Raw genomic sequence first — 26,571 nt, 5'->3', positions numbered from 1 at the left:
ACTTGCCGAGGTTGCGTAGGGTGCTTTGCACGATGCTGATGGCGAACCGGTCGGACCGGCGTTTCATAACTCTGCCGGCGAATCATGGCCCGCGAGGCCGCTTGAACGACTAGCAGAATGAAGCGCGCGGAAATCCATCATCGCCAGGGCCTTCCGTTACGCCCACTCAAAAGGCCGGATATCCGACTGCAACCGGATTCCAATCGGGTCTGCAATTCCACCCTTGCACGCGGGCGGGGTCCATATACGATTCGACGAACGCGTACTGGATGGGCTTGCCCGGTTCGATGAACTGTAGCCGCGCGCCATGCCCATATGCCCCTTCGTCCATCACCTGACCGCGGAACTCCGGGCCGTTGTCTGATTGGATTACCGCCGGCACGGCGCGCGTCTCGCACAATCGCTGTAGCACCCTGGTTACCGACGCGCCGGTAAGCGACGTGTCCACCTCGATCGCCAGGCATTCCCGGCTCCACTCATCGATAACCGTCAGCGCCCGAAAGCGGCGCCCGACCAGCAGCGCGTCGTGAACGAAATCGACTGCCCACCTGTGGTTTATCGCCTGCGGCCGTTCGCGTGCCACCCGCAGGTGGCTAAGACGCTTGCGTCTGCGCCGCCGGCGCAGCGACAGCCCTTCTTCGCGGTACAGCCGCTCGATGCGCTTGTGATTTACCTTGCAGCCCTCGCGCCGGATTACCCGGTACAGCATCGGGCAGCCCCAGCGGCGCCGCTCCTCGACCAGCGCCCGCAGACATTGGCGCAGCTCCCGGTTCCGATCCTCCGCCGGCGCTCGGCAAAGCGCGCGTCGTGTGATTCCGACCAACCCGCAAGCGCGACGCTGCGACAGATGATGCTCGGCCATCACTTCCGCCACCATCTTCCGCTTCACCGCGGGCCGTATCCGTTTTTTCCCAGCACGTCATTGAGCGCCCGCAGGTCCAGCGCCTGGTCCGCCACGATCGACTTAAGCCGCCGGTTCTCCTCCTCGAGCTGGCGCAGCCGGCGCATCTCCGAGACCTCCAGCCTGCCGTACTTGCTGCGCCACGTGTAGAAGGTCGCGTCCGAGATCCCGTGGCGCCGGCACAACTCCGTCACCTTCGCCCCGGCTTCCCCCTCCTTCAGGATGCTGATGATCTGTTCCTCACTGAACCGCGCTCGTTTCATGCCCGCCTTCCTTTCCGGCAGACACTAACCTATCGGTGGGATACTTCCTGGGGCTAAGGTCATCGATGTCTGGTTCGCTCAGCGCGAAGCGCAGCTCGGGCACGTGCGCAATCTGGTCGCTCTGACCACCAGAAGACTCGAAGAGAATCGTCGTCCCAACGCGCCGATGAATGTCCTTGAGTGGACCCTTTGTCACATCGGCGTCGAGCGTCGCTGCTTTGTTCTGCGCGCCAGCGACATCGCTATCGAGCGCCGGGTCGAGCCGAACCTCACCGAGTTGGCCTAAAACTACCGAGCGAAACTCGCGAACGTGCAGCGGAGCCGATCCCAACGTAATAAGGGCCTCTCGTCTCGCCTCTTTGTGTTCCTTGCTGAACGCAATCGAGACCCACTGGGCAAACATGGCGAGCGTGCCACGCGTCTGTTGAAACTGCGACAGCGAACGCCACTTGCGCTGAAAAGACGGTAAGGGTCGACGGATGGAAAGGATAACACTGCTCGAAGCGCGCCCGCAGGAAGTCCCGCGCGCCAGTCTTTGTGACCGCGCTATCGACCGCGGTGACTTCGGGAAGCAACTTTGCTCGATGGTCGAAACACCAATTCGCGTAGATGAGAGCGGCCCCGCGGCGAATCGACTCTTTGCCTGGTTCTCGGCTGCTTTAGGACTAGCGAAGCTTTGGATTGGGTGCCATCGCGCGCGCGAGCAGATTAACCCGAATGCCGGCGCGCCGGCACCGCGAGCGTAGCGCTATCTTCGCGCTGGTCTAGTCCCACGGCGAAGAGAACTCGTCGAGCTCGCGATCAACTGAGCGCCGCGGAGTCTGCAACGTGTAGACTCCGGGCGCGAGCCATCTGAGCGCGGCAGCCAGGCGCGACGTACCGACGCGCGGCGCTCGTCCGACGGCTCGATTCATGTCCATTTCAGGATCAGATATATCGGCCAACCGTTGTGCATCCACAGAAGCACCGCCCCCGGGTCGTCGCCCTAAGAGATCCCCTGCTCCCTGCAGCCGCCCCCCGAGCGCTGCACAAACGCAAGTGTCATGCCACAAAATAATTTTCGCTAATCCATTCAATTTTTGCCCGAGCCAAGTCCTGCGAGGCACTGCATCTCCCGCGACGGCACGGATGTCTTGCTATTGCAACAGGACGAAGAGCAGCAACGAAATGTCGGCTGTTCAAATGTGGTCCGCCGAGGCTGGGTTTTGCGCCCGTATATTCAGTTCACAGGGCAACTCCCACTTCGCAAGTTGGTAATGTCGAGATTCGCGTCGGGAACGGCGGGGTCCGAGGTCATTTTCCGAGGTCGTTTAATGATCGATCAGCGTCGGCGCCTTTAAGGGGGACGCGTGGAAAGCATCTGTGGAAGCTGTCGGACCAACGATGTTTTCCGGGCCTTGCCCGGCGATGAGACCCTAGTCGCCTCGAACTCTGCTGACAGAAAAGAGGTCCAGCTTAATACACTGTTCAACGCGCATTAATTCATCCCCAAGGCGATCCGACCAAAACTGTCGATCGATTCCAGGCGAGTACCTGCAACAACGGCAATCAGTACAAAAGCTAACAGCAGGCTTATGACGCCGGCTGTCGGACCTGTTTCCCGCTTCACACCGGCGCTACCAATAGTTGTCCGCCGCATGTGGTCGCGCCGCCGGGAGGCGCGCTCGCGACAGGCTACTATGACGGAATAGGCTACGACCTTGTGGAACTACGCGCAGCAGTAGTAGCCCCGTGCACGCCATCGCAAACTGGCGCATGGTGCGGCGAAATGAAAAGGCGGTTCGCGCGATCATCGCGCGAACCGCCTGCAACTAATCCGGTCAGCGGCGCGCCCCACAAACGGCCCGCCACCGCCGATCGAAACCGATCTCTACAGCTTCCAGAGCGAACGAGCGGTGCTGGCGCTTTGCTCTACCAACTTGCGGCCGATACTCTGCTGGGCTTCGAACAGGGGATAGATCGGAGTCTCCTTCGCCCACTCGGTCGCCTTGACCTGGAAATCCAGCGCTTCGGTTGCGAGCTTTTCGGTGGTGTCGATATACCACGCCGCCGCCTTCTTGGCCCCCGCGGGGTTGAAGCACTTCTCGGCGATGCGTGAGAACCCCTCGTACACTCCGCTGTGTTCCTTTTCTGACATTTCGACTCTCCTCCGTAGGTCTTTCTGGGAGCTTTGCTCCGTTGCGTTAGATTTTAACCACGAATTAGCGCCTTGCGCGGGATGCTTTGTCGCGTGAGCGACAATTTCGGGCGCCTGCGCTGGTTCGTGACGCTTCGCCGTCTCCTTGCGCCTCTTGTTCAATTCGATTGTACTCCCAAATCAATTCGATCGTTCTCCTAACCAAGCCCCAATCTGAGGCCAAAGCTGCTTGTGCGCGGCGCCGCTCACCATCGCGCCCACGTGCCCGGTCGGGAAGGTCAGGTTGCGCCGGTCGCCGCTGCTCACGCGATCGACCAGGCCGAGGCTCGAGCTAGGATGCACCACGTCGTCATAATCGCCGACCACGTTGAGCAGCGAGCATCTGATTTGTTCAGGTCTGGCCTTGCGGCCGCCGACCTCGAATTCGCCGCGCGCGAACTTGTTGCGCTTGAAGATGTCGCCCGACATCTCGCGAAAGATCCGCCCGGCCATGGCTACGTCGCTGTTCATCCAGCGCTCGAACAGGTCGAACTGGTCGGCAAAGCCGTCGCGCTCGGCGTTGCGGTAGAGCCCGACGTACTTGTCGATCGCGTGATGCACCGGGGCCATCGCGCTGAAGAACGACTGCACCATCCACGCCGGACAATTGCCATACACCCGCGTGACCAGCTCCATCGACTCGTCGGTCATCGCATCGACGATCTTGTAGATGGGCAATTCGCGCGCACCCATGTCGAACGGCGTGGTTGCCGTCACCAGGTTGCGCACATTCTCCGGATGAAGCGCCGTATAGACGAGGCTCAGGAGCGCGCCGAAGCAGTAGCCGAGAATCGAGACCTGCGCGCTCCGCGTTACCGCACGCACGTAGCGCACCGCCTTGTCGAGGTCGCCGTTGACATAGTCGTCAAAGCCGCGCCATGTATCGCTCGCGTTGGGCGGCAGCCAATCGGTGAGATAGACGTCGAAGCCCGCGCGGGTCAGGAATTCGACTACGCTGCGGCCCTTCTGTATGTCGAGCACGAACGGCCGCTTGATGAGCGCGTAAACGAGCACCAATGGCGTGCGATGGGCCTTGCCCGAGGCCGCGTAGCGGCGAAGGCGCAGCTTGCCGCTTTCGAACACGACCCGATAGGGCGTGACCGGCGGCGGATCGCTGATGGTTGCGTGCGTGCCCTTCTTGAAGCCGTCGAGCGTGCGCATCGCGCCGTCGAGCAAGTAGCCCGCAATCGCGTTGATGGGCTGCTTAGTTGGCTGGGGCATCTTCGCCTCCCTTGCGGACGAAGGGCGCTTTGTCCGGCTGCCAGGCCCCATTCCACATCGCCGCAAGCGCGTCGTTCGTACGGCGCTCGTCCGCGGGCAGCGCGACGACCGCGGCGCGCGCTTCCTCGGCCTCCAGCCGAGCCATCGCCAGGTCGTCGCGAAGCGCGCCGACCTCGGCGCGCAACTCGGTCAACTCCGCGGCCGAGGGCAACCCGATGGCCGGCCAGAGCGCGGCAAAAAACGCCCCCGCCATCGCCGAGCCCAAGCGCTGCCATTTGAGCGAGGCCTCCATCGCGCGCCCCACCGAGGAGCCGACCTCGGGGCTCGCATAGAGACCGTTGGCGGACTCGTTCAGAAGCTGTACCCAGGCGTCATAGGCCTTCCAGCGCGCCTGTTGCAGGTCCTGTTCTCCGCTCCGCTCGCCGTCTCGCCCAAGGACGCCGTTCACGGCTGCGAACGGCAGCTCGACCATCGCTTCGCTGAATTTGTTCAGTTCTTCGAAGAATTTCATATAAAACCCCTTTATGAAATTGGCGCGGCCGATAGCTGTCCCTGAAGGTTAGGGTACGGCCTCGAAGCAGCAGCGATTGTGCCAGCCGTCTGACGCGCTCTTTGCTCGGCTACCTCTTCCTCCATCGCCCGCATTTGCCCATTCCTCGCGCGGCTGCCGCCACTTTGGGCATACTCTCGAAAGATGCGTTCGCAGGGTTGCCGCTGGATGAAGGCCGGATTGTCGTTGAGTGAATCAAGATGCTCTCGTTTCCGCGTTTCGTGACTGTAGAATAGCTGATATCGAAACCGTCACAACATTAGTTGTGTTAACGTTTGTCGCACGAGCGACAAAAGGTCATTGCTGCGCGGTTAAAGCTTCGCGTTTTGTCGCTTTGGCGACATCGCCGTCGTCTGTGCTAACGAAGGGAACGTGACAGCCGAAAACTCTCAGCAGAAACTACTCGGCCGGCTGCGAACTTTCGCCTGGATGTCGGAGGCGCAACTCGGCAGACTTTCAGGTGCGACCGTCACGCGCAGGGTGCGACGGCATGAAACTATATTCTTCGAAGGCGAGGACGCAAGTCAAGTTTATGTGCTGCTCTCGGGTGTCGCCAAGCTGACTTTTCTCAACGCCAACGAACGGGTGCTGGTCTCGCTCGTCGGTCCGGGCGAGATTTTCGGCGTTTCCTCGCTGCTCACAGCGGACAAGCGGCCCTTTCGATGCGACGCGTTCAGCGACTGTCTGGTCGGCGTCACTAGCCCGCAGGCCTTCGTCGACGCGACGTTGGGAATACGGCTTGAGGATTTAAGCCGAGTGCTCGACCTGACGGTGGGCCGATGGTGGACGATGCTGCTCCGGTACACCAATTTCGTGGGGCTCGCGCTCCGCGAGCGCCTTGCGGGCGCGTTGCTGGAATTGGGAACCAAGTTCGGCGCCGAGGACGCGCGCGGCCAGTTGCTGACGCTGAAACTCACCCATAGCGATCTCGCCGAACTGGTGGGCGCCTCGCGCCAGCGCATCACCGAGCAGCTCAGCGAATTCGAGCGCATCGGCGTGATCATCCGCGACGGGCGTCGCCTCATCATCGTCCCGCAAGAACTGCTCGCGCTGGTGCATGGCGCCAGACCAAGCACTCCGACCGACAACCAGACCAACGGCGGCGCACAATCCTCGCCAAAACCGATTCAAGCACCAAGGGCGACTCAAGCGTCAGGACCGGAGCAAGCGTCAAGACCGATTCAAGCGAAGGCGCGGCCCGTTTGATAAACCGGCCATACCGGGTACAGCGCAACCAGCGGAATCCGCCACGGCGCACAACGGTCGATCGTATCGTCAGCGCGGCCTGAAGTGCGGCATCACTTCGCGCGCGAACAGCCGCATCGACTTCTTCGTCAACTCCGCATCCACGTTGGGAAAGTCCATCATGCACTGCAGGTAATCCATCCCGAGTTCGCGCTGGTATTTCTCGATCTCGCGGATGCAATGGTCCGGATCGCCCAGGATGAAGCGCTCGCGGAAGGTTTCCAGGCTTACGCCTCCGGCGCCCGCAACCGGCCGGCCGCGGTCGTCCTTAAGTTCGCGCACCTGCGCCCAGCGTCCGTACATCCCGGCTTGGATATAGATCATCCCAGGACCGCCCTCACGCTCGGCGCGCTCCATGGTCTCGGCACAATAAACCTCGCGGATGACCGGCGTGCAGACCTCCTCGCGGCCAAATTCGCCGAGATAGCGCCGATAACTGGCATAATGATTCTTCAGATCGCTCAGGTGATGGCGCGGCGAGGAGCAAAGCGCGTCCGCCCATTTCGCCGCCCGGCGAAAGCCGCCCTCGGTCGAAGCGCCGATCCAGATCGGCGGATGCGGCTTTTGGGCGGGCTTGGGCATCACCGAGATTTCCGGAAACTGGTAGTGCCTGCCGTTGTGCGCGAACGAATCCCTGGTCCAGGCGTTGATCAGGATTTCCAGCTGCTCTTCCATCCGCGCCTCCCGCCCCTTGCGCGCCTCTCCCAACCCTTCGAACTCGATCGGACGGTAGCCGGCCGCGACTCCGACGATAAGGCGGCCATTGGCGATATTGTCGAGTACTGCAACGTCCTCGGCGACGCGGACCGGGCGATGGAGCGGCAGCAGGAGCATCGCCGTGCCGATCTTTATTTTGCTGGTGCGCGCCGCCATCGCGGCCGCCGTAAGCAGCACCGACGGGCACTCGCCGTCTTCCTTGAAGTGGTGCTCGATGAGCCAGGCGGAGTCGAAACCCAGTTCCTCCGCAAGTTCAGCCTGCTCGAGCATCTCACGGTAAACCTGCGTATGCGGCTTGCCAGAGCCGTGAGGCGCCTGCAGATTGAAGGGGCCGATACCGAATTTCATCATGCGATCTCCCGTCACGCCGGTTTCCGCCATTAATTGTCCAAAATGAATCGGGATGCAAAATGGCGCGGCGGCGCGCACGCGCGGGCGCGCGCGGCGGAACTTGAAATCGACGCCCGATTGCTGAAGAGTCTTACCCTCGTCCGGGCCCTTCTTTAGTTCGGACTTTTCGTCCGTTCGTTAAACCCGGATTACGAGCGCGAGTCGCTGGTCAAATCGCAGATTTTGCAGCGCGGCGCCGCCGCGAGGAGTTTTGCCGAGATGCCAGAAGACAAGTTTCAGCTCGCCGGCGGCTTAAAGCTGCACTATCTCGACTTCGGCGGCGAGGGAAAGCCCGTGCTGGTCTGTATCCACGGACTGACGGGCAACGCGCACAATTTCGACGCCCTCGCCCCCCAGCTGGCCGCACGCTACCGCGTGCTCTCAGTGGACGTCCGCGGCCGCGGCGACAGCGCGTGGGGCGCTCCGCTCGACTACAATCCGCAGGTCTACGTCAGCGACCTCAAGGAATTCCTCGACGCGCTCGGGATCAAACGCGTAAGCCTCGTCGGAACCTCGATGGGCGGGATTATCTCGATGATGTATGCCGGCGGCTATCCGGAGACCGTCGAGCGCCTGGTGCTGAATGACATCGGGCCCGAGATCGATCCGGCCGGCCTCGTCCGAATCATGGCCTATGTAAGCCAGGCGCCCGAGCGCTTCAAGGACATGACCGAGGTCTCGGCCTACTATCGCGCGACCTACCCGCCGGCGGCAAAACTTTCCGACGCTGAGCTAAGCGAGTGGGTGCGATGGTCGGTCAAGCCGGCCGAAAACCGCGGGCTCACGTGGAAGATGGATCCGGCGGTGCGGCGCCCCCCGCGCGGCGGCTCGGCGGCGCGGCCGATCGATCTGTGGCTGCCGTATAATCGCGTAATCGCGCCGATCCTGATCGTGCGCGGCGTCGAGAGCGACATCCTCTCGCGCGACACGGCTGCGCGGATGGTCAAGGTGCAGCGCGGCGTGCGCCTGGTCGAGGTTCCCGGCGTCGCGCACGCGCCTTCGCTGGTCGAGCCGGAAGCGCTGGACGCGATCAAGAGTTTCTTCGGCCTCTAGGCCACCTCTGCAGAAGGCGGGGTGTCACCGGATTGTGTCACCCTGAGCGAAAGCTGCTCTAGCGAATGGGTCCCGGTGCCGGGCTTTTTCGGGATTCTTCGCAAGCTCAGAATGACAACCTTGGCTTGTGCAGAGGTTCGCCAGGCCTCTTGCGCGGCCGCTCTTCGGACCATTTTCCGCGGCCGGTCACGAGGACACTCACCGACGGTGGGGTCCCCGGCGCGTCGTCCGTTATAGTCAGCGTTCCGCTCGCCTTGCCTGCGGCCGTCGGCGCGAATCGCACGCCGATCTTTAGGTTCTGTCCGGGCAGGAGCGTGAACGCTCCGCCGCCCAGGGTAAGACTGAACGGACTCCCGCCGGCGAACGCATCGACGCTGCCGGTCAGCACTCCCAGTCCGGTGTTGGTTGTGCTGAAGCGCCGCGCGAGCGCCATGTTCTCCGGTATCGCGCCGAAGACGAGCGTCCGCAGCGTCGCTGGCGGCGATGGCGCTTGCAGATTGACCGTCAGATGCCCTCCGGCGCCGCGGCCCGCGAGCGCGACCGTGAAGGTTGGATGACGCGGGTCGCTGCTTATGAGGTTCAGATTCTCAACCGCTCTGCCGGCCGCGGCCGGCGTGAACTCGATCCTCACGGACTTCGCATGCAGCGGAGCGATCGCGAAAGGCCCCGTTCCCGAGAGCAACGCAAAGGGCGGCGCCAGCGCGGCGAGCGACACCGTAAGTGTCTTGCGCCGATGGAGATTGTGGACCTTCAACACTTCGGTTTTAGGAGACACGCCGATACCCACCGGACCGAATGTCAGCGACGAGGCGACCGAGAGCCTTCCGCCAGGCACCGGAGTCGGCGTTGGCGTCGGCGTCGAAATCGTCGGTGTTGACGCTGGCGTCGGCGTGGGAGCCGGCGTGGCCGTCGCAGAGGGCGTGGGCGTCGCGGTCGCTGACGGGGTTGCCGTCGCGGTTGGAGTAGCGTCGATCGCGGGATTCGCGGCCGTGACGTTGGTGGACGACGGATTGGCCAACTCCAGCGCCTGCGCGCCGCCGAAGTTCTCCATGTTGTGGACGAGATCCATCTGGCCAAGTTCGCGGTCGGCGACCGTATCGCCGGCGCCCGGCTCGCCGCTGCTAGCATTGAGCGGCGTATTGAAGGCGAGCATCCGGTTGTTGTCCGAGTCCGCGGCGTAAAGATTGCCCGTCGAGTCGAGCGCCACGGCGGCCGGAAAGCAGAGGGCGCTCGCGTCGATCATGACGCCGAAGCCGGCCACCAGATCGCTGTCGGAACCATTGCAGAGCGCGGTCGTGAAAACTACCGCCTTGGCCGAACACCGTGTCCGCCACCGCGTCGCCGGCGTCGGTTTCATCGCTGGCGGGGTTAAGCGGCGTGTTGCACTCCAGCAGGCGGTTGTTGCCCGCATCGGCAACGTAGAGATTGCCGGCACCCTCGGCGAGCAGCCCTTGCGGCTCGAAAAGACTGTCGGGACCTAGTCCGCCGACATCGCCCACGCCGGTGCCGTCATTGCCCGCACCAGTGGTAAAGCTGCCGTTTTGTCCAAAGACATTGTCGGCGATCGCATCGCCGGCGCCTGGGTCATCGCTGCTCGGGTTCAGCGGCGTGTTGTACTCGAGCACGCGATTGTTGTTGGTGTCGGATACGTAAAGATTTCCGTTTGCGTCGATGGCGACACCGACCGGACCGCACAGGGAATCGCGGCCTCGCCCGCCGACGTCGCCCACGGCAGTGCCATCATTGCACCCCTGGTCCCGAAGATACCGTTCTGGCCGAACACCGCGTCGGCGATTGTGTCTCCGGCGCCCGTTTCGCCGCTGCTCGGGTTGAGGGGGGTATTATATTCGAGGACGCGGCTCTCGCCGCTATCGGCGATATACAGATTGCCGGCCGCGTCCAGCGCAAGGCCGCGCGGATCGCAAAGGTTCGAGGCGCTGGCACCACCGTCGTTGCAGGTCGTGGCGACGAAGCTGCCGTGATGACCGAAAACCGCTGCCGCCGACTGGCCGCTCGTAACGCCACTTAGAAAGGGTCTCGCGAATTCCAGCACCCGGCTGTCGATCGTGTCGGCAACGTAGAGATTGCCGGCGCCGTCGACCGCGCTCCCTTCGGGTCCGCATAGGCTGTCCGCGCCGGTCCCCTCGACGTCGCCGACCGCGGTCCCGTCGTCGCATCGATAGCTGTAGAAGTCAGGCTGTCCGATTACCAGCTGCGCAGGGTCGCCGTTCGCGAATGCGCCAGCGCTGGTCCATCCGAGGATGCGATTGTTAATCGAGTCGCTGACATACAGATGCCCGGACGAATCAACCGCCACCCCCGAGAGACCGGAAAGCGCAGCCGCGCCCCCGAAATCGAACATGGTGTGCGTGAAATCGGTCTGCCCAAGCTCGCGATCCGCGGTCGTATCACCGGTGCTTCCGGGTGTGCCCGCATCGACCGGGCGCACAGGTGACAACACCAGCCCAATTGCCATAGCGCCGACGAGAGTAGCCAGAAAAAAACCACTATTGCGTCGCGAATCCGGGGGCACCGGATGAAAAGTCATTTTCGAGACAACTCCTGACCGTAGAGTGATGCGACGGCAGAGGCCGCAAGAAACGATCCGAAGCTGTCCCGCCGCGACCGGCGAGCATCCGTTTACTTATTTGTTATTTCGCTTGGATATTTGATGAGTATTATGCACCGCGTCTGGGCGGGCGTACCGCTCGAATAATGTCGGCATCGATGGAAACTGGACGCTGTGAGCGTATCGGCGCGGCGCTCGATGCGGATCGAGCAGGCGGCAGAGCACGCCTCGAGGCCAGGCACGTCGCTCACGGCCATCTCGCTGGGCTTCTTATAGGCCGCGGCTTTCATCGAACCGCCGCCGGCCCCTCCCGCATTTCGCTGGGCGTTTGAAGCGTTCGCGCCGGGCTATTTGCGCTCGATCAGCTCGATCTTGTAGCCGTTGGGATCTTCGACAAACGCGATTACCGTGCTGCCGAACTTCATCGGGCCGGGCTCGCGCGTGACCTTGACGCCCTGGCGCTTGAGCTCGTCGCAGGTCTTGTAGATGTCGTCCACGCCGATCGCCAGATGGCCGAACGCGCTGCCTTGGTCGTAGCTCTTGGTGTCCCAGTTGTGAGTGAGCTCGACTACCGTATTGGAGTTCTCGTCGCCGTAGCCGACGAACGCGAGCGTGAATTTGCCGTCGGGGTAGTCCTTGCGGCTGAGCAGCTTCATCCCGAGCGGGCCACAATAGAACTTGAGCGTCTGGTCGAGATCGTTGACCCGGATCATCGTGTGCAGAAAGCGCATCACTGTTCTCCCTTGTCGCGACCTCTCGCCGCGCGCGGCGACCGCGCGGCCAAGTTCGCCGCGGATTTCCTCGAACACCTTCTCCGTCGGGCGCATGCCCTCGGCTTCCATCCGCGCGACCAATTCCCAGCGCTCGACCCCGAGGATCTTTGCCGCCTCGTGTTCGTGCAGGCGATGCGCGTCAAGCAGGACCAGGATCGCCCACTGCCGCACGCGTTCGGCGAACCGGTCCTCGGTAAAGGCGCCGTCGAAAACGTCAGCGGGAAGGTCGAGCGTGACTTTCACCTTTCACGTCTCGCTTCTTCGCTTTTCCCTTACCCGTCCGTCTTGCGCGTCTATTCCGCTTCGCCGGCGGCCGCCTGTTGGCTCTTTGCCCCTGGCTCTTTTTCCGCGATTGGCCGCAGCATGTCAATCGCGCGGCGAAGACAAGGCTTTGGAAACCGGATGTGCTATGCATTTTTCGACAACCCTTGCGTATCGCGATGAAAGCGGTACGCAGGAGGAGCTCAGAGGTCGGTCAAATGGACTTCAACTACAGCCCCGACGATGAGACGTTCCGCGTCGAGTTCCGCGCCTGGCTCGAAGCAAACCGGCAATACGCAATTCCGCTGCGCGAGGCGCTCGCGGACGAAGCCGACGGCGATTGGGATGCGCGCCTGCGATGGCATCGCAAGCTCAACGAGGGCGGATGGATCGGTCTTAACTGGCCCAGAGAGTACGGCGGCCGCGGCGCCACCCTGATGCAGAACCTCATCTATGAGCAGGAGCTCGAACGCGCGGGCACCATCGTGCCTTTCGTCGGCTTCGGCGTCTCGCTGCTCGGCCCCACGCTAATTCATTGGGGCACCGAGGAGCAGAAGCGCCGCCACGTGCCGAAAATTCTCACCGCCGAGGAGATCTGGTGTCAGGGCTACTCGGAGCCCAACTCGGGCTCAGACCTGGCCTCGGTGCAGACGCGCGCGGTGGAGGACGGCGACTACTTCATCGTCAACGGATCGAAAATCTGGACCTCCGCGGCGCATCACGCCGACTGGATATTTCTGCTCACCCGCACCGACCCCGCGGCGCCCAAACACAAGGGCATCACCTACCTGCTGGTCGATATGAAGACGCCCGGAGTGGAAGTGCGGCCGCTGGTCCAGATGACCGGCGCGCGCGGCTTCAACCAGGTTTTCTTCGAGGATGTCCGCGTGCCCAAGACGAATATCGTCGGACAGAAGAACCAGGGATGGCACGTCGCGATCACCACACTGATGTTCGAGCGATCGGGCAGTCATGACCGCGGGATGATGCGGCAGGTGCATGAGTTGGCTGCGCTCGCGAAGCAGCTGGTGCGCAACGGGCGGAGCGCATGGGACGACACCGGCGTGCGGCAGCGAATCGCGCAGTTTGCGATGGAGGTCGAAGCGATAAAGTACACGGCCTTTCGCAACCTGACACGCCAGCTCAAGGGTCTGCCGCCGGGGCCCGAGGGCTCGCTGATGAAGCTCTGCGCGACCGAACTGGGATTGAGGATTGCGATGTTCGCGATGGAGCTTTTGGGGCCGTACAGCCAGCTCGAGAACGGCGCGGTGTTCGCAATTGACCACGGCGTGTGGTCGCATCGGATGCTGGCGGCCCGCGGGCCGACGATCTACGCTGGAACCAACCAGATTCAGCACAACATCATCGGCGAACGCGTACTCGGCCTGCCCAAAGGATAGGTCGCGTAGCGCTCGCGCAGCATCCGCGGCGAGCGCGATCGGACCCGGGTTCGCAGCGGTTCGGCCTTCTCCGCCGCGGATTACCTCGCGGTCTAGCTCTGGCGCGCGCGAGGCGCATCGGCTCTAGCGCGCGCGAGGCGCACCGGGGCCAGCGCCCGACGCCACGTGCTGCTGGAGCGCGCGGACGCTGATGCCCAGCTTGCGCGCGGCCGCGGCCCGGTCACCGCCGCAGACCATCAGCGCCTCCAACACCATCTCCCGCCGCATCCGGAACGGGCTCGACTTCCATATCGACGGCCCGAGCGGAGCGCCCGCCAGTTCAGGGCGAACGTCGGCGGCGTGGATAAGGCGGTTCGCCGCGTCGCGCTGCATGATCGCAAATCGCGTTACCAGGTTGTGCAACTCACGCACATTGCCGGGAAACGAATAGTTGGCGAGCGCCTTGAGCGCCCCGGGCGAGAAGCGCAATTGCGGCGCCGCCAGGCGCAGGAAGCTCTCCGCGAGCATCGCAATATCCCCGCGCCGCTCGCGGAGCGGCGGCACGCCAAGCGTCAACACGGAAAGGCGATCGTAAAGCTCGCGTCTGAACTCGCCGCCGAGCAGCATCGGCGCCAACGGCCGGTTGGTCGCCGAGACCAGGCGCGCACCCGTCCGCAACTGCCCGGCGGAATCATTCGCCTCGGCATTGCCGGCGTGCAGAATCGCGTGCAAGACGCGCGTCTGCGTAGCGCGCGAGAGTTCGGAGACCTGGTCGAGAAAGAGCGTGGCGTCTGCGGTGGCGCACAATTCGCAGAGCCGGCCTTCTTCGTCGAACCTTTCGGTGTCGCGCGGCGCATTCGTCAGGATCGCGCCGTTGAGCGCCGGACAGTTGACGGAAATCAATCCGCCCATGCCCGGCTCGCGGCGTGGATTCAGATGCACCAGCAATTCTTTGCCGGTGCCGGTCTCACCGGTGACCAGAATCGGCGAGTCGACCTGGCCGGCGCGCGCGGCCGCGCGAATGACCGCAAACATTGCCGGATCGGCGGTCAACAGCGGCGGCGAGAGCCCGAAAACCTGCGACACCACAAAGCTCGCCGCAGCCCAGACGCCGGGCCCGTCGAATTCGATCGCCTCCTTCAGATTCCGCGAATCCTGCAGATTCTGCACATCTTTTCCATGCGCCGGGCCGCCAACGCTCTCGATTCGCACGCGTCCTGCAGAGACGCCGGCCTCTCCGGCGGCCAGTTCCATCCGAATCGTCGCGCGATCGCGCTCGCCCGGTTCAAGCAACTCGATACCGAGGCCGGCCAGCAGCGGCTCCATCGACCGCGTCAACGCCGGCGCAACCCATATCCGCTCGGCGCTCGCCCGCGCCTCGCCGGTTGTGGCGATTTCCGTGTTCGCCCGATCTTTCATCCCGTCTTTCATCTCGAATCCCCGCCGAATCCCCGCCGAATCCCCGCAAAGCCTGTCCCGCAAATGCTCCGGGGCAGCGAATCGATAAGCGTGCAAGGCGGATACCAAGCGAGCGGAGCGGTAGAACCCAAACAAGCGGAGCAGGGGTCGCGTTTGCCCTTGCCCGCGACGAAAAGTTGAAACGGCGAAATTACTCATCCGTGCGCTCGGTACGGCAGAAACGACAGGAAGCGAATATTCCGTCGAACCGATCCGATGAACTGATCCGAGACATGTCCAATCCGCTCAATTTCTGTGGCTGCGAAGCGCAGTCCATGCGCATGGATGTCTCTCATCCGATCGGAAAACTCGCTGGCTTTTTTGCGAGCGGATGTTCTACATCCTTGGTTAAGTCCAGACCCGAACCGAAACAGCAGGCGCGTCCGAAAGTCGCCCGTGCAAAGGCAGCGACGCGCCCGCCGAGGCGACAACGATGGCGAATCCGAATCCGAGCGAACCGGTTTACAAGGTCCTGGTGGAAAGGGATCAGGCGATGCGCACGCGCGACGGCGTAACGCTTCGGGCCGACGTATATCGGCCCGACGCGCCGGGCCGCTTTCCCGTGCTGCTGCTGCGGACTCCTTATGACAAGGGCGCGGGGATGGCGCTGACCGAGAAGGATTTTTTCCCGCCGCGCGGCTATGTCGTGGTCGTGCAGGACACCCGAGGACGTCACAGTTCGGAAGGCGAGTTCTACCCGTTCATCCACGAAGCGCACGACGGTTACGACGCCGTCGAGTGGGCGGCGGCGCTGCCCTGGTCGGACGGCAAGGTCGGGATGGTCGGGCAGTCGTATCTTGCGCTGGTGCAGTATTACGCCGCCGTTGTGCGCCCGCCGCATCTCCGCGTCGCCGCGCCCGTCTCGGCCCCAGTCACCTATTTCGAGAATTTCGCCTACCGGCGCGGCGCGCTCGAGCTGGGATGGATGCTCGCGTACTTCATGTTCATGGCGCGCGACACGCTGGCGCGCAAGGGCATCTACGAGCAGCATCGAGCGCGGCTGGACAGCTATGTCTCGCGCCCGGACATCCCGATGGCTCCGCTCAAGCGCGAGGCCTATCACCACCTGCCGGTCCGCGATTGGGGCGAGCGCTTGAAGGACGGCGCTCCGTTTTTCGCCGACTATCTTCGTCATTCGACGGAGGGTCCCTATTGGGCCGCGACCGACTTGCGTCCGCGCTTCGGCGAGTTCGACACGCCGATGCTTCACGTAGGCTCATGGTACGACGCTTTCCAGTACGACACGTTTGCGATGTATCTCGGGATGCGCGACGGCGCGCGCAGCCCAAATACGCGGCGCGCGCAGAAACTGATGATGGGTCCCTGGGCGCATCTGCTGCCTTATTCGATTCCCACCTCGCGCGGCACCGGAGATATCGACTTCGGCCCGGAGGCGGCAATCGAACTGCACGCGTTCCAGTTGCGATGGTTCGATCACTTTCTCAAGGACGCGCAAAACGGAGTGATCGAAGAGCCCCCGGTACGGCTGTTCGTGATGGGCGAGAACCGATGGCGTGACGAAGACGAATGGCCGCTCGCGCGCACGCGATACGCCGAAATGTTCCTGCACAGCGGCGGACATGCCAATACCCTCGCGGGCGATGGAACGCTCGGCTCCGCGCGCCCGGGCGACGAGCCGGCCGACCGATACGTCTATGACCCCGCCGATCCGGTCCCGACGCGCGGCGGTACGACGCTGGGACTTAAGGCCGGAGTCTTCGATCAGCGCGAGATCGAGCAGCGCAGCGACGTGCTGGTCTATACCGGCGAGACGCTCGCAAGCGACCTGGAAGTGACGGGGCCGGTGACGATGGTTCTGTACGCGGCGTCGTCAGCGCCGGACACCGACTTCACGGCCAAGCTCTGCGACGTGCGTCCGGACGGCTATGTGCAGAATATCGTCGAGGGCGTGGTGCGCGCGCGGTTTCGCGACTCGCTCTCTGCACCATCGCCGATCGTGCCCGAGCGGGTGTACGAATACCGGCTCGACCTTTGGGCCACGAGCCATCTGTTCAAGGCCGGGCACCGCCTGCGGCTCGAGGTTTCGTCGAGCAACTTTCCCCGCTACGACCGAAATCCCAACACCGGGCACGAGCTTTTTGCCGACGCCGCGCTCGAGCGAGCGCATCAGGCAGTCTTCCACGACCGCCGCTACGGCTCGCGCGTCGTACTGCCGGTGATTCCTCGCTGAGAGCGTGCGTCTGCAACCAAATCGATGACCTGGGCGGGTGCGGGGGCGATTTTCCTCGCCTTCGCCAAGCCTGATAGTATCTGCAGGAGTTTGCGCGTAAAGCCGGGACTTCGAAGACTTCGCGAAGCTTGGACTACGGACTGCGAGGATAGACTTAATTTGACCGCACACAGCCTGTCGGGCCGACCGTGCTCGCCCGCTCACAATCACGGCAAGCCGATCCCGTTCGCCCTCGATCGAATCGCCCGCCCCGCCGGTCGATCGTTTTGCGTCGCGGCTCGCGCCGCCGCGGTCCTGCTCGCGATCGCCGCCAGCTTGGTCGGGTGCTCGAAATCGGACTCTCAGGGGGCAGGCGGCGGTTTCATGAGCGGGCCCGTCCCGGTACTCATCGCACAGGCAATGCTCAAAACCGTCCCGGTCCAGCTCCATGCGATCGGCACGGTCGAGGCCTACTCGACCGTCTCGGTGCGCTCGCAGGTGGACGGCAAGATCGCAGAGGCTCATTTCCACGAAGGCCAGGACGTGAAAAAGGGCGACCTACTGGTCACGATCGACCCCCGGCCGTTCCAAGCCGCGCTCCGTCAGGCCGAGGCTAATCTCGCCCGCGACCGCGCGCAGATGGCGCAGGCCGCCAACGACGAGAAGCGCTTCGCCTACCTCCTCGAGCAGGGCGTAGGCTCGCGCGAGCAATCTGACCAGGCCCATGCCACCGCGCAGGCCTTGCGGGCGACCGTGATGGCCGACGAAGCCGCCGTCCAGACGGCGAAGATCAACCTCGATTACACTGAAATCCGCTCACCGATCGACGGACGCACCGGCAACCTGATGCTGCATCCGGGCAACCTGGTCAAGGCCAACGACGCGACCGGCGCGATCGTGACGATCAATCAGATCAAACCCATCTACGTCGATTTCAACGTGCCCGAGAAGGATCTCGACGAGGTGCGCCGCGACATGAACGGGCATCAGCTTGCCGTGCTCGCGCGGCCGCGCAGCCGCGAACTCGAGCCCGCGCCCGAGAACGGCACGCTCAGCTTTATCGACAACACCGTCAACGCCACCACCGGCACGTTCGAGCTCAAGGGCTTGTTCGCGAACGCCGAAGAACGGCTCTGGCCCGGCCAGTACGTGGACGTCACTTTGACTCTCAGCGAGCTCCCGGACACAATTCTGGTGCCGTCGCAGGCGGTGCAGACAAGTCAGGACGGATCGTTCGTGTTCGTGGTCGAACGCGATATGTCAGCCAAGGCGCGGCCGGTGATCGTGGGCGATTCACTCGACGGCAAAACTGTGATCAAGAGCGGTCTGAAAGCCGGGGAGACGGTGGTCACCGACGGCCAACTGCGCCTCTTTCCCGGCGCCAAGGTGAAGGTCAAACAGGGACTCGATCAACCGGCGCAGCAGGTGCCTTCGTGAACCTGGCCGAAGGCTTCATCCGCCGCCCGGTGATGACGACGCTGATTTCGCTGGCGATCGTCTTCTTCGGACTGATGGCTTACCGGCAATTGCCGGTGAGCGATCTGCCCAACGTTGACTTCCCCACCATCGTGGTCAATGCCTCTCTGTCCGGCGCCAGCCCCGAGACGATGGCTTCGTCGATCGCAACGCCGCTCGAGCGCCAGTTCTCGACCATCGCCGGGCTCGACCAGATGTCCTCGACCAGCATGCAGGGCCAGACCAGCATCACGCTCCAGTTCACGCTCGATCGCAGCATCGACGCCGCCGCGCAGGACGTGCAGGCGGCGATCACCGCGGCACTCTCCCTGCTGCCGCAGGGGATGCCGAGTCCGCCGTCGTACGAGAAGGTCAACCCGGCCGACAAGGCCGTGCTCTATCTGGGGCTCAGCTCGCCGACCCTTCCGCTCTCGCAGGTGGACGAGTACGCCGAAACCTACCTCGCCGAACGCATTTCGATGATCAGCGGCGTGGCGCAGGTAGTGGTTTACGGATCGCAGAAATACGCGGTGCGCATCCAGGTCGATCCGCAAGCGCTCGCCTATCGCGGAATCGGCATCGACGAAGTTGCGCAGGCGGTCGAGAACGCCAACGTCAACCTGCCGACCGGCACGCTCTACGGCACGCATGAAGCGGTGACCGTCCATGCCAACGGCCAGCTTACCAACGCGGCCGCCTACCGGCCGGTAATCGTCGCCTACCGCAACGGCGCACCCGTGCGGCTCGAGGAAGTGGGCCGCGTGCTCGACGGCGTCGAGAACGACAAGGTGGCCGGATGGGTCGGCGACCAGCGCGCGGTGGTGCTCGCGATCCAGCGCCAGCCGGGGACGAACACGGTCGAGGTGGTCAACGCGATCTATCGCCTCTTGCCCTCGTTCCGCGAGCAGTTGCCGGCTTCGGTCAGCATCACCAACCTCTACTCGCGCGCGGATTCGATCGAGGCTTCGGTCTCCGACGTCCAGTTCACGCTGCTGCTGACCGTGTTCCTGGTCGTGATGGTGATTTTCCTGTTCCTGCGCAATCTCTCCGCTACCGTTATCCCCAGCGCCGCGCTGCCGATGTCGATTATCGGGACCTTCGCGGTGATGTGGGCGCTCAACTACACGGTGGACAATCTCTCGCTGCTAGCGATCACGCTGTCGGTCGGCTTCGTGGTTGACGACGCGATCGTGATGCTCGAAAACATCGTGCGCCACATGGAGATGGGCAAGAGCGTGATGGAGGCGGCGCTCGACGGCTCGCGCGAGATCGCGTTCACGATTCTCTCGATGACCTTTTCGCTGGCCGCGGTTTTCATCCCGGTGCTCTTTCTCGGCGGGATCATGGGCCGTCTGCTGCATGAGTTCGCGGTCACCATCGCGGCCGCCATCCTGGTCTCGGGCTTCGTCTCGCTGAGCCTCACGCCGATGCTGTGCAGCCGCTTCCTGCGCCCGCACGTGGGCGAGCGCCACGGCCGCCTCTACATGACGATCGAACGCGGCTTCGACCGCATACTCGAGGGCTACCGCCGCAGCCTGACCGTGGTGATGCGCCACCGCCGGGCGACACTCGCGCTGGCAGTCGGACTGCTGATGGGGACGCTCTATCTGCTCGCCGTGATCCCCAAGGGCTTTCTGCCCAGCGAGGATCAGGGCCAGGTGCTGATGTTCACCAAGGCGGCGCAGGGAATTTCATACGACGCGATGGTGAAGCATCAGGAGGCGCTCGCCGACATCATCCGCCGCGATCCCAACGTCACCACCTACTTCTCCAGCGCCGGCGCGACCGGTTTCAGCGGCGCCGGCAACACCGGCATCCTGTTCGCGCATCTGAAGCCGCGCCCCGGGCGCAAGCTGAGCGTGGACCAGGTGATGGACGAGATGCGGCCCAAGCTCGCCGCGGTCCCGGGGATCATCGCGTTTCTGCAGAATCCGCCGCCGATCCAGATCGGCGCCAAGTTCACCGAAGCCACCTACCAGCTTACGCTGCAAAGTCCCAACACCGATGAATTGTACAAGTACGCGCAGATCCTCGAGCACAAGATGCACGGGATGCGCGAGCTGACCGACATAACCAGCGATCTCCAGATCTCCAATCCTCAGGTCAACGTCGTAATCGACCGCGATAAGGCCCACTCGCTCGGCATCTCGGCCCAATCGATCGAGGACGCGCTGGACAGCGCCTATGGCGAACGCCAGATCTCGACCATCTACGCGCCCAACAACGAATACCACGTGATCCTGGAAGTCGAGCCGCAGTACATGGCCAATCCGGCGACGCTCGCGCTGCTTTACGTGCGCGCGCAAAACGGCGCCCTGGTCCCGCTCGATACCGTCGCGCGCCTGCAGCGCACGCTGGGGCCGCTTGCGATCAACCACTCGGGCCAGCTCACCTCTGTCACCATCTCGTTCAACGTCGCGCCCGGCGTCTCGCTGGGCAAAGCGCTCGCCGACGTCAAGGGACTCGCCACTGACACCGTGCCGGCGAGCATCAGCACCGGCTTCCAGGGCACTGCCGAGGAATTCCAGTCCTCGATGCGCAACCTCGGACTCCTTCTGGTGATGGCGATCCTCGTCATCTACATCGTGCTCGGCGTGCTCTACGAAAGCTTCATCCATCCGGTGACGATCCTCTCGGGATTGCCCGCGGCCGGCTTCGGCGCGCTGCTCACGCTGATGATCTTTCACATGGACCTCGACCTGCTCGCCTTCGTCGGCATCATCATGCTGGTCGGCCTGGTCAAGAAAAACGCCATCATGATGATCGACTTCGCGCTCGACGCCCAGCGCACCGAGGGCAAGAGCCCGGCCGAGGCGATCTTCGAGGGCAGCATCGTCCGCTTCCGGCCAATCATGATGACCACGATGGCGGCGCTGATGGGCACGCTGCCGATCGCGCTCGGGATCGGCGCGGGCGCCGACTCGCGCCGGCCGCTCGGCGTGGCGGTGGTGGGCGGGCTCTTCTTCTCGCAGCTGCTCACGCTGTACATCACGCCCGTCATCTACACCTACATGGAGTCGTTCCACGACTGGGTCACGTCATTGCGGCGCCGGCGCCGCGGCGAGACCGAACCTCATCTGCTGCCGGGCGGCAGGCGTACCGAAGAAGCGCCGCCGCGCCGGCGCGCCGCGTCCTAGCGCGCGCCGTCCGCCTCCACCGCGCTCTTTTTTGCCGGGCGCAAGTGCGCGATAAGTAGGGCCAGTCGCAATGGACGCCCGCGAAGGAGGCCACCGATGGCGCGGCTCAGTTCTCTCCCGTTCGAAAGGATCGATCCGGAGCTTCAAGCCGTGATGCACGAGTACGACGTGGAACTCGGCGGCTCCGGATTCGTGCAGGTCCTGGCCCACGCACCCGAGGTCTTCAAGGACTTCATCAAATTCTACTTCCCCCTGGTGAGCACGACGCGCGGCGCAGTCAACATGAAGCTGATCGAGCTCGCGCGGCTGAAGGTCGCGGAAAAGAACGAGTGCGCGTTGTGAATGGGCGCCCGATTTGCCTTGGCAAGGCAACAAGGACTGACCGAGGAACTGATCGCCGAGCTGCCCAATTTCGAAAGCAGCCGCAAATTGACTGACCAGGAAAAAGCGGCGATTCGCTTCGCCACAATATTAGCCGGCGACCATCGGCAGGCCTCGCAGGAGACCTTCGATGGCTTGCGCAAGCACTTTACCGAAGGCGAGATCATAGACCTGGGCTTCAGAATCGTGACCTTCGTCGGCTACGGACGGCTGATTCATGCGCTGGGGCTGGAGATCGGCAAAACTTGTCCAGTTTGGGAAGGCCAGTCCGATTTAGGAAGATCTGCCGGTTTGAGGAGGCCGGCCAGGCCCCCGAAGCTCTTTTTTGCTGCGCGCAAGTGCGCGATAAATAAGCGCGGCCAAAAGGCTCGCGGCGGGGGGCTTTGCGGGAGGTCCTTGTCATGGCGGTTCCGGCATATCCGCTCTTTATCGACGGCCAGGCGGTCGATACTTCCGACCATTACGACCTGCGCTATCCCTTCAACGGCGAGGTCGTCGGCACGGTCGCCCGCGCCGGCGAGGCCGAGATCGACGCGGCGATTGCGAGCGCAGCGCGCGCCTATGCGGAAACGCGCCGGATGGGACGCGGGCGGCGCGCCGACATTCTGAACGCGATGAGCCGCGGCGTGGCCGAGCGTCGCGCAGACTTCGAACGCGCGATCACGCTCGGCACGGGCAAGCCGATCGACTACGCCCGTGCCGAGGTCGGCCGCACGGTGGGCGTGCTTGCGCTCGCCGCCGAAGAGGTCAAACGTTTCGGCGAGAACGCCGAGCCGATCGATTTCGAGGCCGCAAATGCCGGCGCGGTCGGACTGGTCGAGCGTTTCCCGATCGGCCCTATCTCCGCGATCGCGCCGTTCAACTTTCCGCTCAACCTCGTCACGCATAAGGTCGCCCCGGCGATCGCGACCGGCAACACGATCGTGGTCAAGCCGCCGCCGCAGTGTCCGGGGCCGGCCCTGATGCTGGCCGAATTGGCCGCCGGCGCAGGATTGCCCAAGGGCGCGCTCAACGTGGTTTCGGCCGACCCGCCGGTCGCCGAGCGCCTGGCCACCGACGAACGGGTCAAGATGGTCAGTTTCACCGGCAGCGCCAAGGTCGGATGGGCGCTCAAGGCGATTGCCGGGACCAGGCGCGTGGCGCTCGAGCTCGGCGGCAACGGCGCCCTGATCGTCGATGACGGCGCCGACCTGGAATACGCCGCGACGCGCACGGCGCGCGGCGCGTTCGTCAACGCCGGCCAGGTCTGCCTCTCGGTCCAGCGCATCTTCGTCCATCGCAACGTCTATTTCGCGTTCCTCAAGCACCTGATCGATGCGACCGAGCGGCTCGGCGTTGGCGATCCGATGGACGAGCGGACGGTGGTCGGCCCACTCGTCTCGAGCGCGGCGGCCGACCGCGTGATGGAATGGATCGGCGAGGCCAAGGCGGCCGGCGCCGGAATCCTGACCGGCGACCGGCGCGTCGACAACGTGATCGCGCCGACGCTGGTCGAGCTTTCCGAGCCGAAGCTCCATCGGCTGCGCGTCTGGTGCGAAGAGATCTTCGGACCGGTCGCGACGGTCGAGCCGATCAATTCATTCGCCGAGGGAATCGCGCTGACCAACGATTCGCCCTACGGCCTGCAGTCGGGCGTCTTCACGCCCAATCTCGAACACGCCTTCAAGGCGTTTCGCGAGATCGAGGCCGGCGCCGTGATCGTCGGCGACACCGGCGTCTTCCGCGTGGACACCTATCCGTTCGGCGGCGTGAAGGGCTCGGGGCTGGGCCGCGAGGGCGTGCGCTGGGCGATGGAGTCGATGACCGAGCCGCGGATGCTGGTGCTGAGCCTGCGCGGCCGCTCCTGAAGCCTCCGCGCGGCAAACCGGGCAAGCTCACCCCTAACCCCTCTCCCTGAAAGGAGGAGGGAACCCTATGTTTCGGGCGGCGAGCCGCTTGCGGCATTTTGCGCCGCCCGCCTCGCGGCTTTTTGCGCCGATCGATGATTCTGTGCGAGTATTTTCGGCGGATTCCGCACGAGTATCGCGTTGGAATAGCGAGGCCCCATGGATTTCAAGTTCAGCGCAGACGACGAGGCTTTCCGCGCGGAGCTCAGGACCTGGCTCGAGGCCAATCTGCCGCGGCGCGAGCGCAGCGAGGACGCCGAAGAGCCCTTCGCCGAAGGAAACGAGAGCAACTGGGAACGCCGGCTTAAGTGGCACAAGCAGATGCACGCCGGCGGCTGGGTCGGCATCAGCTGGCCGAAGGAATACGGCGGCCGCGGCGCCACGCTTACCCAGCAGCTGGTTTATGGCGAAGAGATGAGCCGCGCGCACGCGCCGGCGCTGGTCAACCAGCTCGGCACGATGCTGGTCGGCCCGACGCTCATCCAGTGGGGCACCGAGGAGCAAAAAAAACGCCACGTGCCGAAGATCCTCGCGGCCGAAGAGATCTGGTGCCAGGGATACTCCGAACCCAACTCCGGCTCGGACGTCGCCTCGCTGCAGACCCGCGCGGTCGAGGACGGCGACTACTTCGTCATCAACGGGCAGAAGGTCTGGACCTCCGACGCGCATCACGCCGACATGTGTATCCTGCTCGTGCGCACCGCTCCCGACGCGCCCAAGCACAAAGGCATCAGCTACATCCTGGTGGACATGCACAGCTCCGGTATCACGGTACGCCCGCTGACCCAGATCACGGGCGAGCGCGGCTTTAACGAGGTCTTCTTCGAGGACGTGCGCGTCCCACGCAAGAATATCGTCGGCGAGAAGAACCAGGGATGGCAGGTCGCGATCACGACGCTGATGTTCGAGCGCACCGGCGTCGGCGACCCCAACATGAACACCAACCAGGTGCTGGAGCTGGCGCGCCTCGCGCAGGCAATGCCCCGCGGCAGCGGCAGCGCATGGGACGACACGGGCGTGCGCCAGCGGATCGCGCAATTCGCGGCCGAAGCGGCGGCGCTCAAGTACACCGGCTATCGCCAGATCACGCGCCGGCTCAAGGGACGCCCGCCGGGACCCGAGGGTTCAGTGATGAAACTCGGCTCGAGCGAACTTCATCTGCGGATGACCAAGTTCGCGATGGAGCTGCTCGGACCCTACAGCCAGCTCGAGCACAAGGCGCCTTTCGCGCTCGGGCGCGGCGTCTGGAGCTACCGGATGCTCGGCGCTCGCGCCTACACGATCGCCGGCGGGACCAGCGAGATCCAGCACAACATCATCGGCGAGCGCGTGCTCGGCCTGCCCAAGGGCTGAGCGCGGCGGGCGCCCGCGAAAAAGCAAGGCAAAAAACTAGATACGATGGATTTCAAGCTCAGCGCGGAGGACGAAGCGTTTCGTAAGGAGCTGCGCTCGTGGCTCGAGGCGAATCTGCCCGCCGGCGAACGGCGCAACCGATTCTCGCTCGAATTCATGCACAGCGAGGCCGGCGACGAATGGACGCGGCGCGTCGCCTGGCACAAGAAGATGCACGCGGCCGGATGGGTCGCGGTGCACTGGCCGAAAGAGTATGGCGGACGCGGCGCGACGCTCACCCAGCAGATGATCTACCAGGAGGAGCTCGAGCGGGCACGCGGACCGATGCTGGTCAACGCCCAGGGAATCGGCCTCGTCGGACCGACCCTGATGCTCTGGGGCACCGAGGAGCAGCGCCGCCGCTACATGTCGCCGATGCTCGCGGCGGAAGAAATCTGGTGCCAGGGATACTCGGAGCCCGGCTCGGGCTCCGACCTCGCCTCGTTGCAGACCCGCGCCGTCGAGGACGGCGACGACTTCATCGTCAACGGGCAGAAGGTCTGGACCTCCGACGCGCACCACGCCGATATGTGTTTTCTGCTCGTGCGCACGGACCCCGACGCGCCCAAGCACAAGGGCATCAGCTACCTCCTCGTGGACATGCACAGCCCGGGCATCACCGTGCGTCCGCTGACCCAGATGACGCGCGACACCGGCTTCAACGAGGTCTTCTTCGAGGACGTGCGCGTGCCCAAGAGGAACGTGGTCGGCGAGAAGAACAACGGATGGCTGGTCGCGCTGACGACGCTGATGTACGAACGGCGCTATCGCGGCCTGGACAACAGCATCGGCGAGCTGGCGGAACTGGCAAAAACGGTGAGGCGCAATGGCCGCGCCGCATGGGAGGACGAGGACGTCCGCCAGCAGGTCGCCAAATTCGCCTGCGATGTCAGCGCTCTCAGGCTGCTCAACCTGCGCCAGTTGACGCGCCAGTTGAAGGGCCTGCCGCCCGGGCCGGAGAGCTCGATCGTCAAGGTCGTGACGACCGAAGTAAACCTCGCGATAAACACCTTCGCGACCGAGCTGCTCGGCGCGTACGGCCAGATCGAACTCGACGCGCCGTTCGCGATCGCCGAGGGGCGATGGCTCTACCGGCTGCTCGCCTCGCGCGGGCTCACGATCGCGGCCGGCTCGAGCGAGATCCAGCGCAACATCATCGGCGAGCGCGTATTGGGATTGCCCAAGGGCAGCTAG

The 26,571-nt window shown here is 64.0% G+C and carries 23 protein-coding genes; 10 read left to right on the top strand and 13 right to left on the bottom strand.

Annotated features, from left to right (window positions below):
* Nucleotides 1-166: 166 nt before the first annotated feature.
* From VMI09_00745 to VMI09_00715, 7 genes are all read right to left on the bottom strand, one after another.
* A complete protein-coding gene (locus tag VMI09_00745; GenBank protein ID HTQ23192.1) occupies nucleotides 167-889 on the bottom strand; it encodes a DDE-type integrase/transposase/recombinase in 723 nt (240 codons plus the stop codon).
* Nucleotides 886-1,164, bottom strand: coding sequence for a transposase (locus VMI09_00740; GenBank protein ID HTQ23191.1), 279 nt, complete (start codon nucleotides 1,162-1,164; stop codon nucleotides 886-888). The genes VMI09_00745 and VMI09_00740 overlap by 4 nt, the downstream gene beginning before the upstream one ends.
* Complete coding sequence (locus VMI09_00735; GenBank protein ID HTQ23190.1) at nucleotides 1,142-1,567, bottom strand: hypothetical protein; 426 nt, start codon at nucleotides 1,565-1,567, stop codon at nucleotides 1,142-1,144. The genes VMI09_00740 and VMI09_00735 overlap by 23 nt, the downstream gene beginning before the upstream one ends.
* A gap of 361 nt (nucleotides 1,568-1,928) precedes the next feature.
* Nucleotides 1,929-2,078, bottom strand: a complete 150-nt coding sequence (locus VMI09_00730; GenBank protein ID HTQ23189.1) for a hypothetical protein — start codon at nucleotides 2,076-2,078, stop codon at nucleotides 1,929-1,931.
* A 956-nt stretch (nucleotides 2,079-3,034) separates the two neighbouring features.
* Nucleotides 3,035-3,301, bottom strand: a complete 267-nt coding sequence (locus VMI09_00725; GenBank protein ID HTQ23188.1) for a hypothetical protein — start codon at nucleotides 3,299-3,301, stop codon at nucleotides 3,035-3,037.
* Nucleotides 3,302-3,481: 180 nt separating this feature from the next.
* Nucleotides 3,482-4,561, bottom strand: coding sequence for an alpha/beta fold hydrolase (locus VMI09_00720; GenBank protein HTQ23187.1), 1,080 nt, complete (start codon nucleotides 4,559-4,561; stop codon nucleotides 3,482-3,484).
* On the bottom strand, nucleotides 4,545-5,072 hold the full coding sequence (locus VMI09_00715) for a hypothetical protein (GenBank protein HTQ23186.1): 528 nt from the start codon (nucleotides 5,070-5,072) through the stop codon (nucleotides 4,545-4,547). The genes VMI09_00720 and VMI09_00715 overlap by 17 nt, the downstream gene beginning before the upstream one ends.
* A 519-nt stretch (nucleotides 5,073-5,591) precedes the next feature.
* On the opposite strand from VMI09_00715, the gene VMI09_00710 reads away from it, so the two are divergent.
* Entirely contained in the window at nucleotides 5,592-6,317 is a 726-nt protein-coding gene (locus tag VMI09_00710; protein HTQ23185.1) for a Crp/Fnr family transcriptional regulator, read from the top strand.
* Nucleotides 6,318-6,386: 69 nt separating this feature from the next.
* On the opposite strand, the gene VMI09_00705 is transcribed toward VMI09_00710, so the two are convergent.
* Nucleotides 6,387-7,421: an LLM class flavin-dependent oxidoreductase gene (locus VMI09_00705; GenBank protein ID HTQ23184.1), complete on the bottom strand. Its 1,035-nt coding sequence runs from the start codon at nucleotides 7,419-7,421 to the stop codon at nucleotides 6,387-6,389.
* A gap of 261 nt (nucleotides 7,422-7,682) precedes the next feature.
* On the opposite strand from VMI09_00705, the gene VMI09_00700 reads away from it, so the two are divergent.
* On the top strand, nucleotides 7,683-8,516 hold the full coding sequence (locus tag VMI09_00700; GenBank protein ID HTQ23183.1) for an alpha/beta hydrolase: 834 nt from the start codon (nucleotides 7,683-7,685) through the stop codon (nucleotides 8,514-8,516).
* A 106-nt stretch (nucleotides 8,517-8,622) separates the two neighbouring features.
* On the opposite strand, the gene VMI09_00695 is transcribed toward VMI09_00700, so the two are convergent.
* The 4 genes from VMI09_00695 to gloA all read right to left on the bottom strand — a co-directional run bounded on the left by VMI09_00695 (nucleotide 8,623) and on the right by gloA (nucleotide 12,101).
* A complete protein-coding gene (locus VMI09_00695; protein ID HTQ23182.1) occupies nucleotides 8,623-9,756 on the bottom strand; it encodes a choice-of-anchor D domain-containing protein in 1,134 nt (377 codons plus the stop codon).
* The gene (locus VMI09_00690) at nucleotides 9,638-10,141 is read right to left on the bottom strand and encodes a hypothetical protein (GenBank protein ID HTQ23181.1); all 504 of its coding nucleotides are present in this window, start codon (nucleotides 10,139-10,141) and stop codon (nucleotides 9,638-9,640) included. The genes VMI09_00695 and VMI09_00690 overlap by 119 nt, the downstream gene beginning before the upstream one ends.
* Nucleotides 10,117-10,992 carry a hypothetical protein gene (locus tag VMI09_00685; GenBank protein HTQ23180.1) on the bottom strand — a complete coding sequence of 292 codons (876 nt, stop codon included), beginning with the start codon at nucleotides 10,990-10,992 and terminating at the stop codon, nucleotides 10,117-10,119. Before VMI09_00685 ends, VMI09_00690 begins: the two co-directional genes overlap by 25 nt.
* 440 nt (nucleotides 10,993-11,432) lie before the next feature.
* Entirely contained in the window at nucleotides 11,433-12,101 is a 669-nt protein-coding gene (gene gloA, locus VMI09_00680) for a lactoylglutathione lyase (protein ID HTQ23179.1), read from the bottom strand.
* A gap of 236 nt (nucleotides 12,102-12,337) precedes the next feature.
* On the opposite strand from gloA, the gene VMI09_00675 reads away from it, so the two are divergent.
* A complete protein-coding gene (locus VMI09_00675) occupies nucleotides 12,338-13,519 on the top strand; it encodes an acyl-CoA dehydrogenase family protein (GenBank protein HTQ23178.1) in 1,182 nt (393 codons plus the stop codon).
* A gap of 123 nt (nucleotides 13,520-13,642) precedes the next feature.
* Here VMI09_00675 and VMI09_00670 read toward each other — a convergent pair whose 3' ends face one another.
* Entirely contained in the window at nucleotides 13,643-14,917 is a 1,275-nt protein-coding gene (locus tag VMI09_00670; GenBank protein ID HTQ23177.1) for a sigma 54-interacting transcriptional regulator, read from the bottom strand.
* A gap of 472 nt (nucleotides 14,918-15,389) precedes the next feature.
* Here VMI09_00670 and VMI09_00665 point away from each other — a divergent pair, with 472 nt between their 5' ends.
* The 7 genes from VMI09_00665 to VMI09_00635 all read left to right on the top strand — a co-directional run bounded on the left by VMI09_00665 (nucleotide 15,390) and on the right by VMI09_00635 (nucleotide 26,571).
* Nucleotides 15,390-17,147 carry a CocE/NonD family hydrolase gene (locus tag VMI09_00665; protein HTQ23176.1) on the top strand — a complete coding sequence of 586 codons (1,758 nt, stop codon included), beginning with the start codon at nucleotides 15,390-15,392 and terminating at the stop codon, nucleotides 17,145-17,147.
* Between the two features lie 363 nt (nucleotides 17,148-17,510).
* Nucleotides 17,511-18,563, top strand: coding sequence for an efflux RND transporter periplasmic adaptor subunit (locus VMI09_00660; protein ID HTQ23175.1), 1,053 nt, complete (start codon nucleotides 17,511-17,513; stop codon nucleotides 18,561-18,563).
* On the top strand, nucleotides 18,560-21,718 hold the full coding sequence (locus VMI09_00655; GenBank protein ID HTQ23174.1) for an efflux RND transporter permease subunit: 3,159 nt from the start codon (nucleotides 18,560-18,562) through the stop codon (nucleotides 21,716-21,718). Before VMI09_00660 ends, VMI09_00655 begins: the two co-directional genes overlap by 4 nt.
* A 96-nt stretch (nucleotides 21,719-21,814) precedes the next feature.
* Nucleotides 21,815-22,060, top strand: a complete 246-nt coding sequence (locus tag VMI09_00650) for a hypothetical protein (GenBank protein HTQ23173.1) — start codon at nucleotides 21,815-21,817, stop codon at nucleotides 22,058-22,060.
* A gap of 440 nt (nucleotides 22,061-22,500) precedes the next feature.
* Complete coding sequence (locus tag VMI09_00645; GenBank protein HTQ23172.1) at nucleotides 22,501-23,946, top strand: aldehyde dehydrogenase family protein; 1,446 nt, start codon at nucleotides 22,501-22,503, stop codon at nucleotides 23,944-23,946.
* A gap of 198 nt (nucleotides 23,947-24,144) precedes the next feature.
* Entirely contained in the window at nucleotides 24,145-25,338 is a 1,194-nt protein-coding gene (locus VMI09_00640; protein ID HTQ23171.1) for an acyl-CoA dehydrogenase family protein, read from the top strand.
* Between the two features lie 45 nt (nucleotides 25,339-25,383).
* On the top strand, nucleotides 25,384-26,571 hold the full coding sequence (locus VMI09_00635) for an acyl-CoA dehydrogenase family protein (protein ID HTQ23170.1): 1,188 nt from the start codon (nucleotides 25,384-25,386) through the stop codon (nucleotides 26,569-26,571).

Source organism: Candidatus Binataceae bacterium, from assembly GCA_035500095.1.
Classification (GTDB): Bacteria; Desulfobacterota; Binatia; order Binatales; family Binataceae; genus JAKAVN01.
Note: the sequence above shows the minus strand (reverse complement) of the source record. Positions and strands in the feature narration are given on the sequence as shown.

Excerpts from the sequence above, each read along its gene's own strand:
- VMI09_00700 (HTQ23183.1), top strand. The coding sequence starts at position 7,683 with ATGCCAGAAGACAAGTTTCAGCTCGCCGGCGGCTTAAAGCTGCACTAT.
- VMI09_00720 (HTQ23187.1), bottom strand. The coding sequence starts at position 4,561 with ATGCCCCAGCCAACTAAGCAGCCCATCAACGCGATTGCGGGCTACTTG.
- VMI09_00685 (HTQ23180.1), bottom strand. The coding sequence starts at position 10,992 with ATGGCAATTGGGCTGGTGTTGTCACCTGTGCGCCCGGTCGATGCGGGC.
- VMI09_00725 (HTQ23188.1), bottom strand. The coding sequence starts at position 3,301 with ATGTCAGAAAAGGAACACAGCGGAGTGTACGAGGGGTTCTCACGCATC.
- VMI09_00730 (HTQ23189.1), bottom strand. The coding sequence starts at position 2,078 with ATGAATCGAGCCGTCGGACGAGCGCCGCGCGTCGGTACGTCGCGCCTG.
- VMI09_00645 (HTQ23172.1), top strand. The coding sequence starts at position 22,501 with ATGGCGGTTCCGGCATATCCGCTCTTTATCGACGGCCAGGCGGTCGAT.
- VMI09_00665 (HTQ23176.1), top strand. The coding sequence starts at position 15,390 with ATGGCGAATCCGAATCCGAGCGAACCGGTTTACAAGGTCCTGGTGGAA.
- VMI09_00670 (HTQ23177.1), bottom strand. The coding sequence starts at position 14,917 with ATGAAAGATCGGGCGAACACGGAAATCGCCACAACCGGCGAGGCGCGG.
- VMI09_00735 (HTQ23190.1), bottom strand. The coding sequence starts at position 1,567 with ATGTTTGCCCAGTGGGTCTCGATTGCGTTCAGCAAGGAACACAAAGAG.
- VMI09_00715 (HTQ23186.1), bottom strand. The coding sequence starts at position 5,072 with ATGAAATTCTTCGAAGAACTGAACAAATTCAGCGAAGCGATGGTCGAG.
- VMI09_00675 (HTQ23178.1), top strand. The coding sequence starts at position 12,338 with ATGGACTTCAACTACAGCCCCGACGATGAGACGTTCCGCGTCGAGTTC.
- VMI09_00705 (HTQ23184.1), bottom strand. The coding sequence starts at position 7,421 with ATGAAATTCGGTATCGGCCCCTTCAATCTGCAGGCGCCTCACGGCTCT.
- VMI09_00640 (HTQ23171.1), top strand. The coding sequence starts at position 24,145 with ATGGATTTCAAGTTCAGCGCAGACGACGAGGCTTTCCGCGCGGAGCTC.
- VMI09_00660 (HTQ23175.1), top strand. The coding sequence starts at position 17,511 with ATGAGCGGGCCCGTCCCGGTACTCATCGCACAGGCAATGCTCAAAACC.
- VMI09_00635 (HTQ23170.1), top strand. The coding sequence starts at position 25,384 with ATGGATTTCAAGCTCAGCGCGGAGGACGAAGCGTTTCGTAAGGAGCTG.
- VMI09_00740 (HTQ23191.1), bottom strand. The coding sequence starts at position 1,164 with ATGAAACGAGCGCGGTTCAGTGAGGAACAGATCATCAGCATCCTGAAG.
- VMI09_00650 (HTQ23173.1), top strand. The coding sequence starts at position 21,815 with ATGGCGCGGCTCAGTTCTCTCCCGTTCGAAAGGATCGATCCGGAGCTT.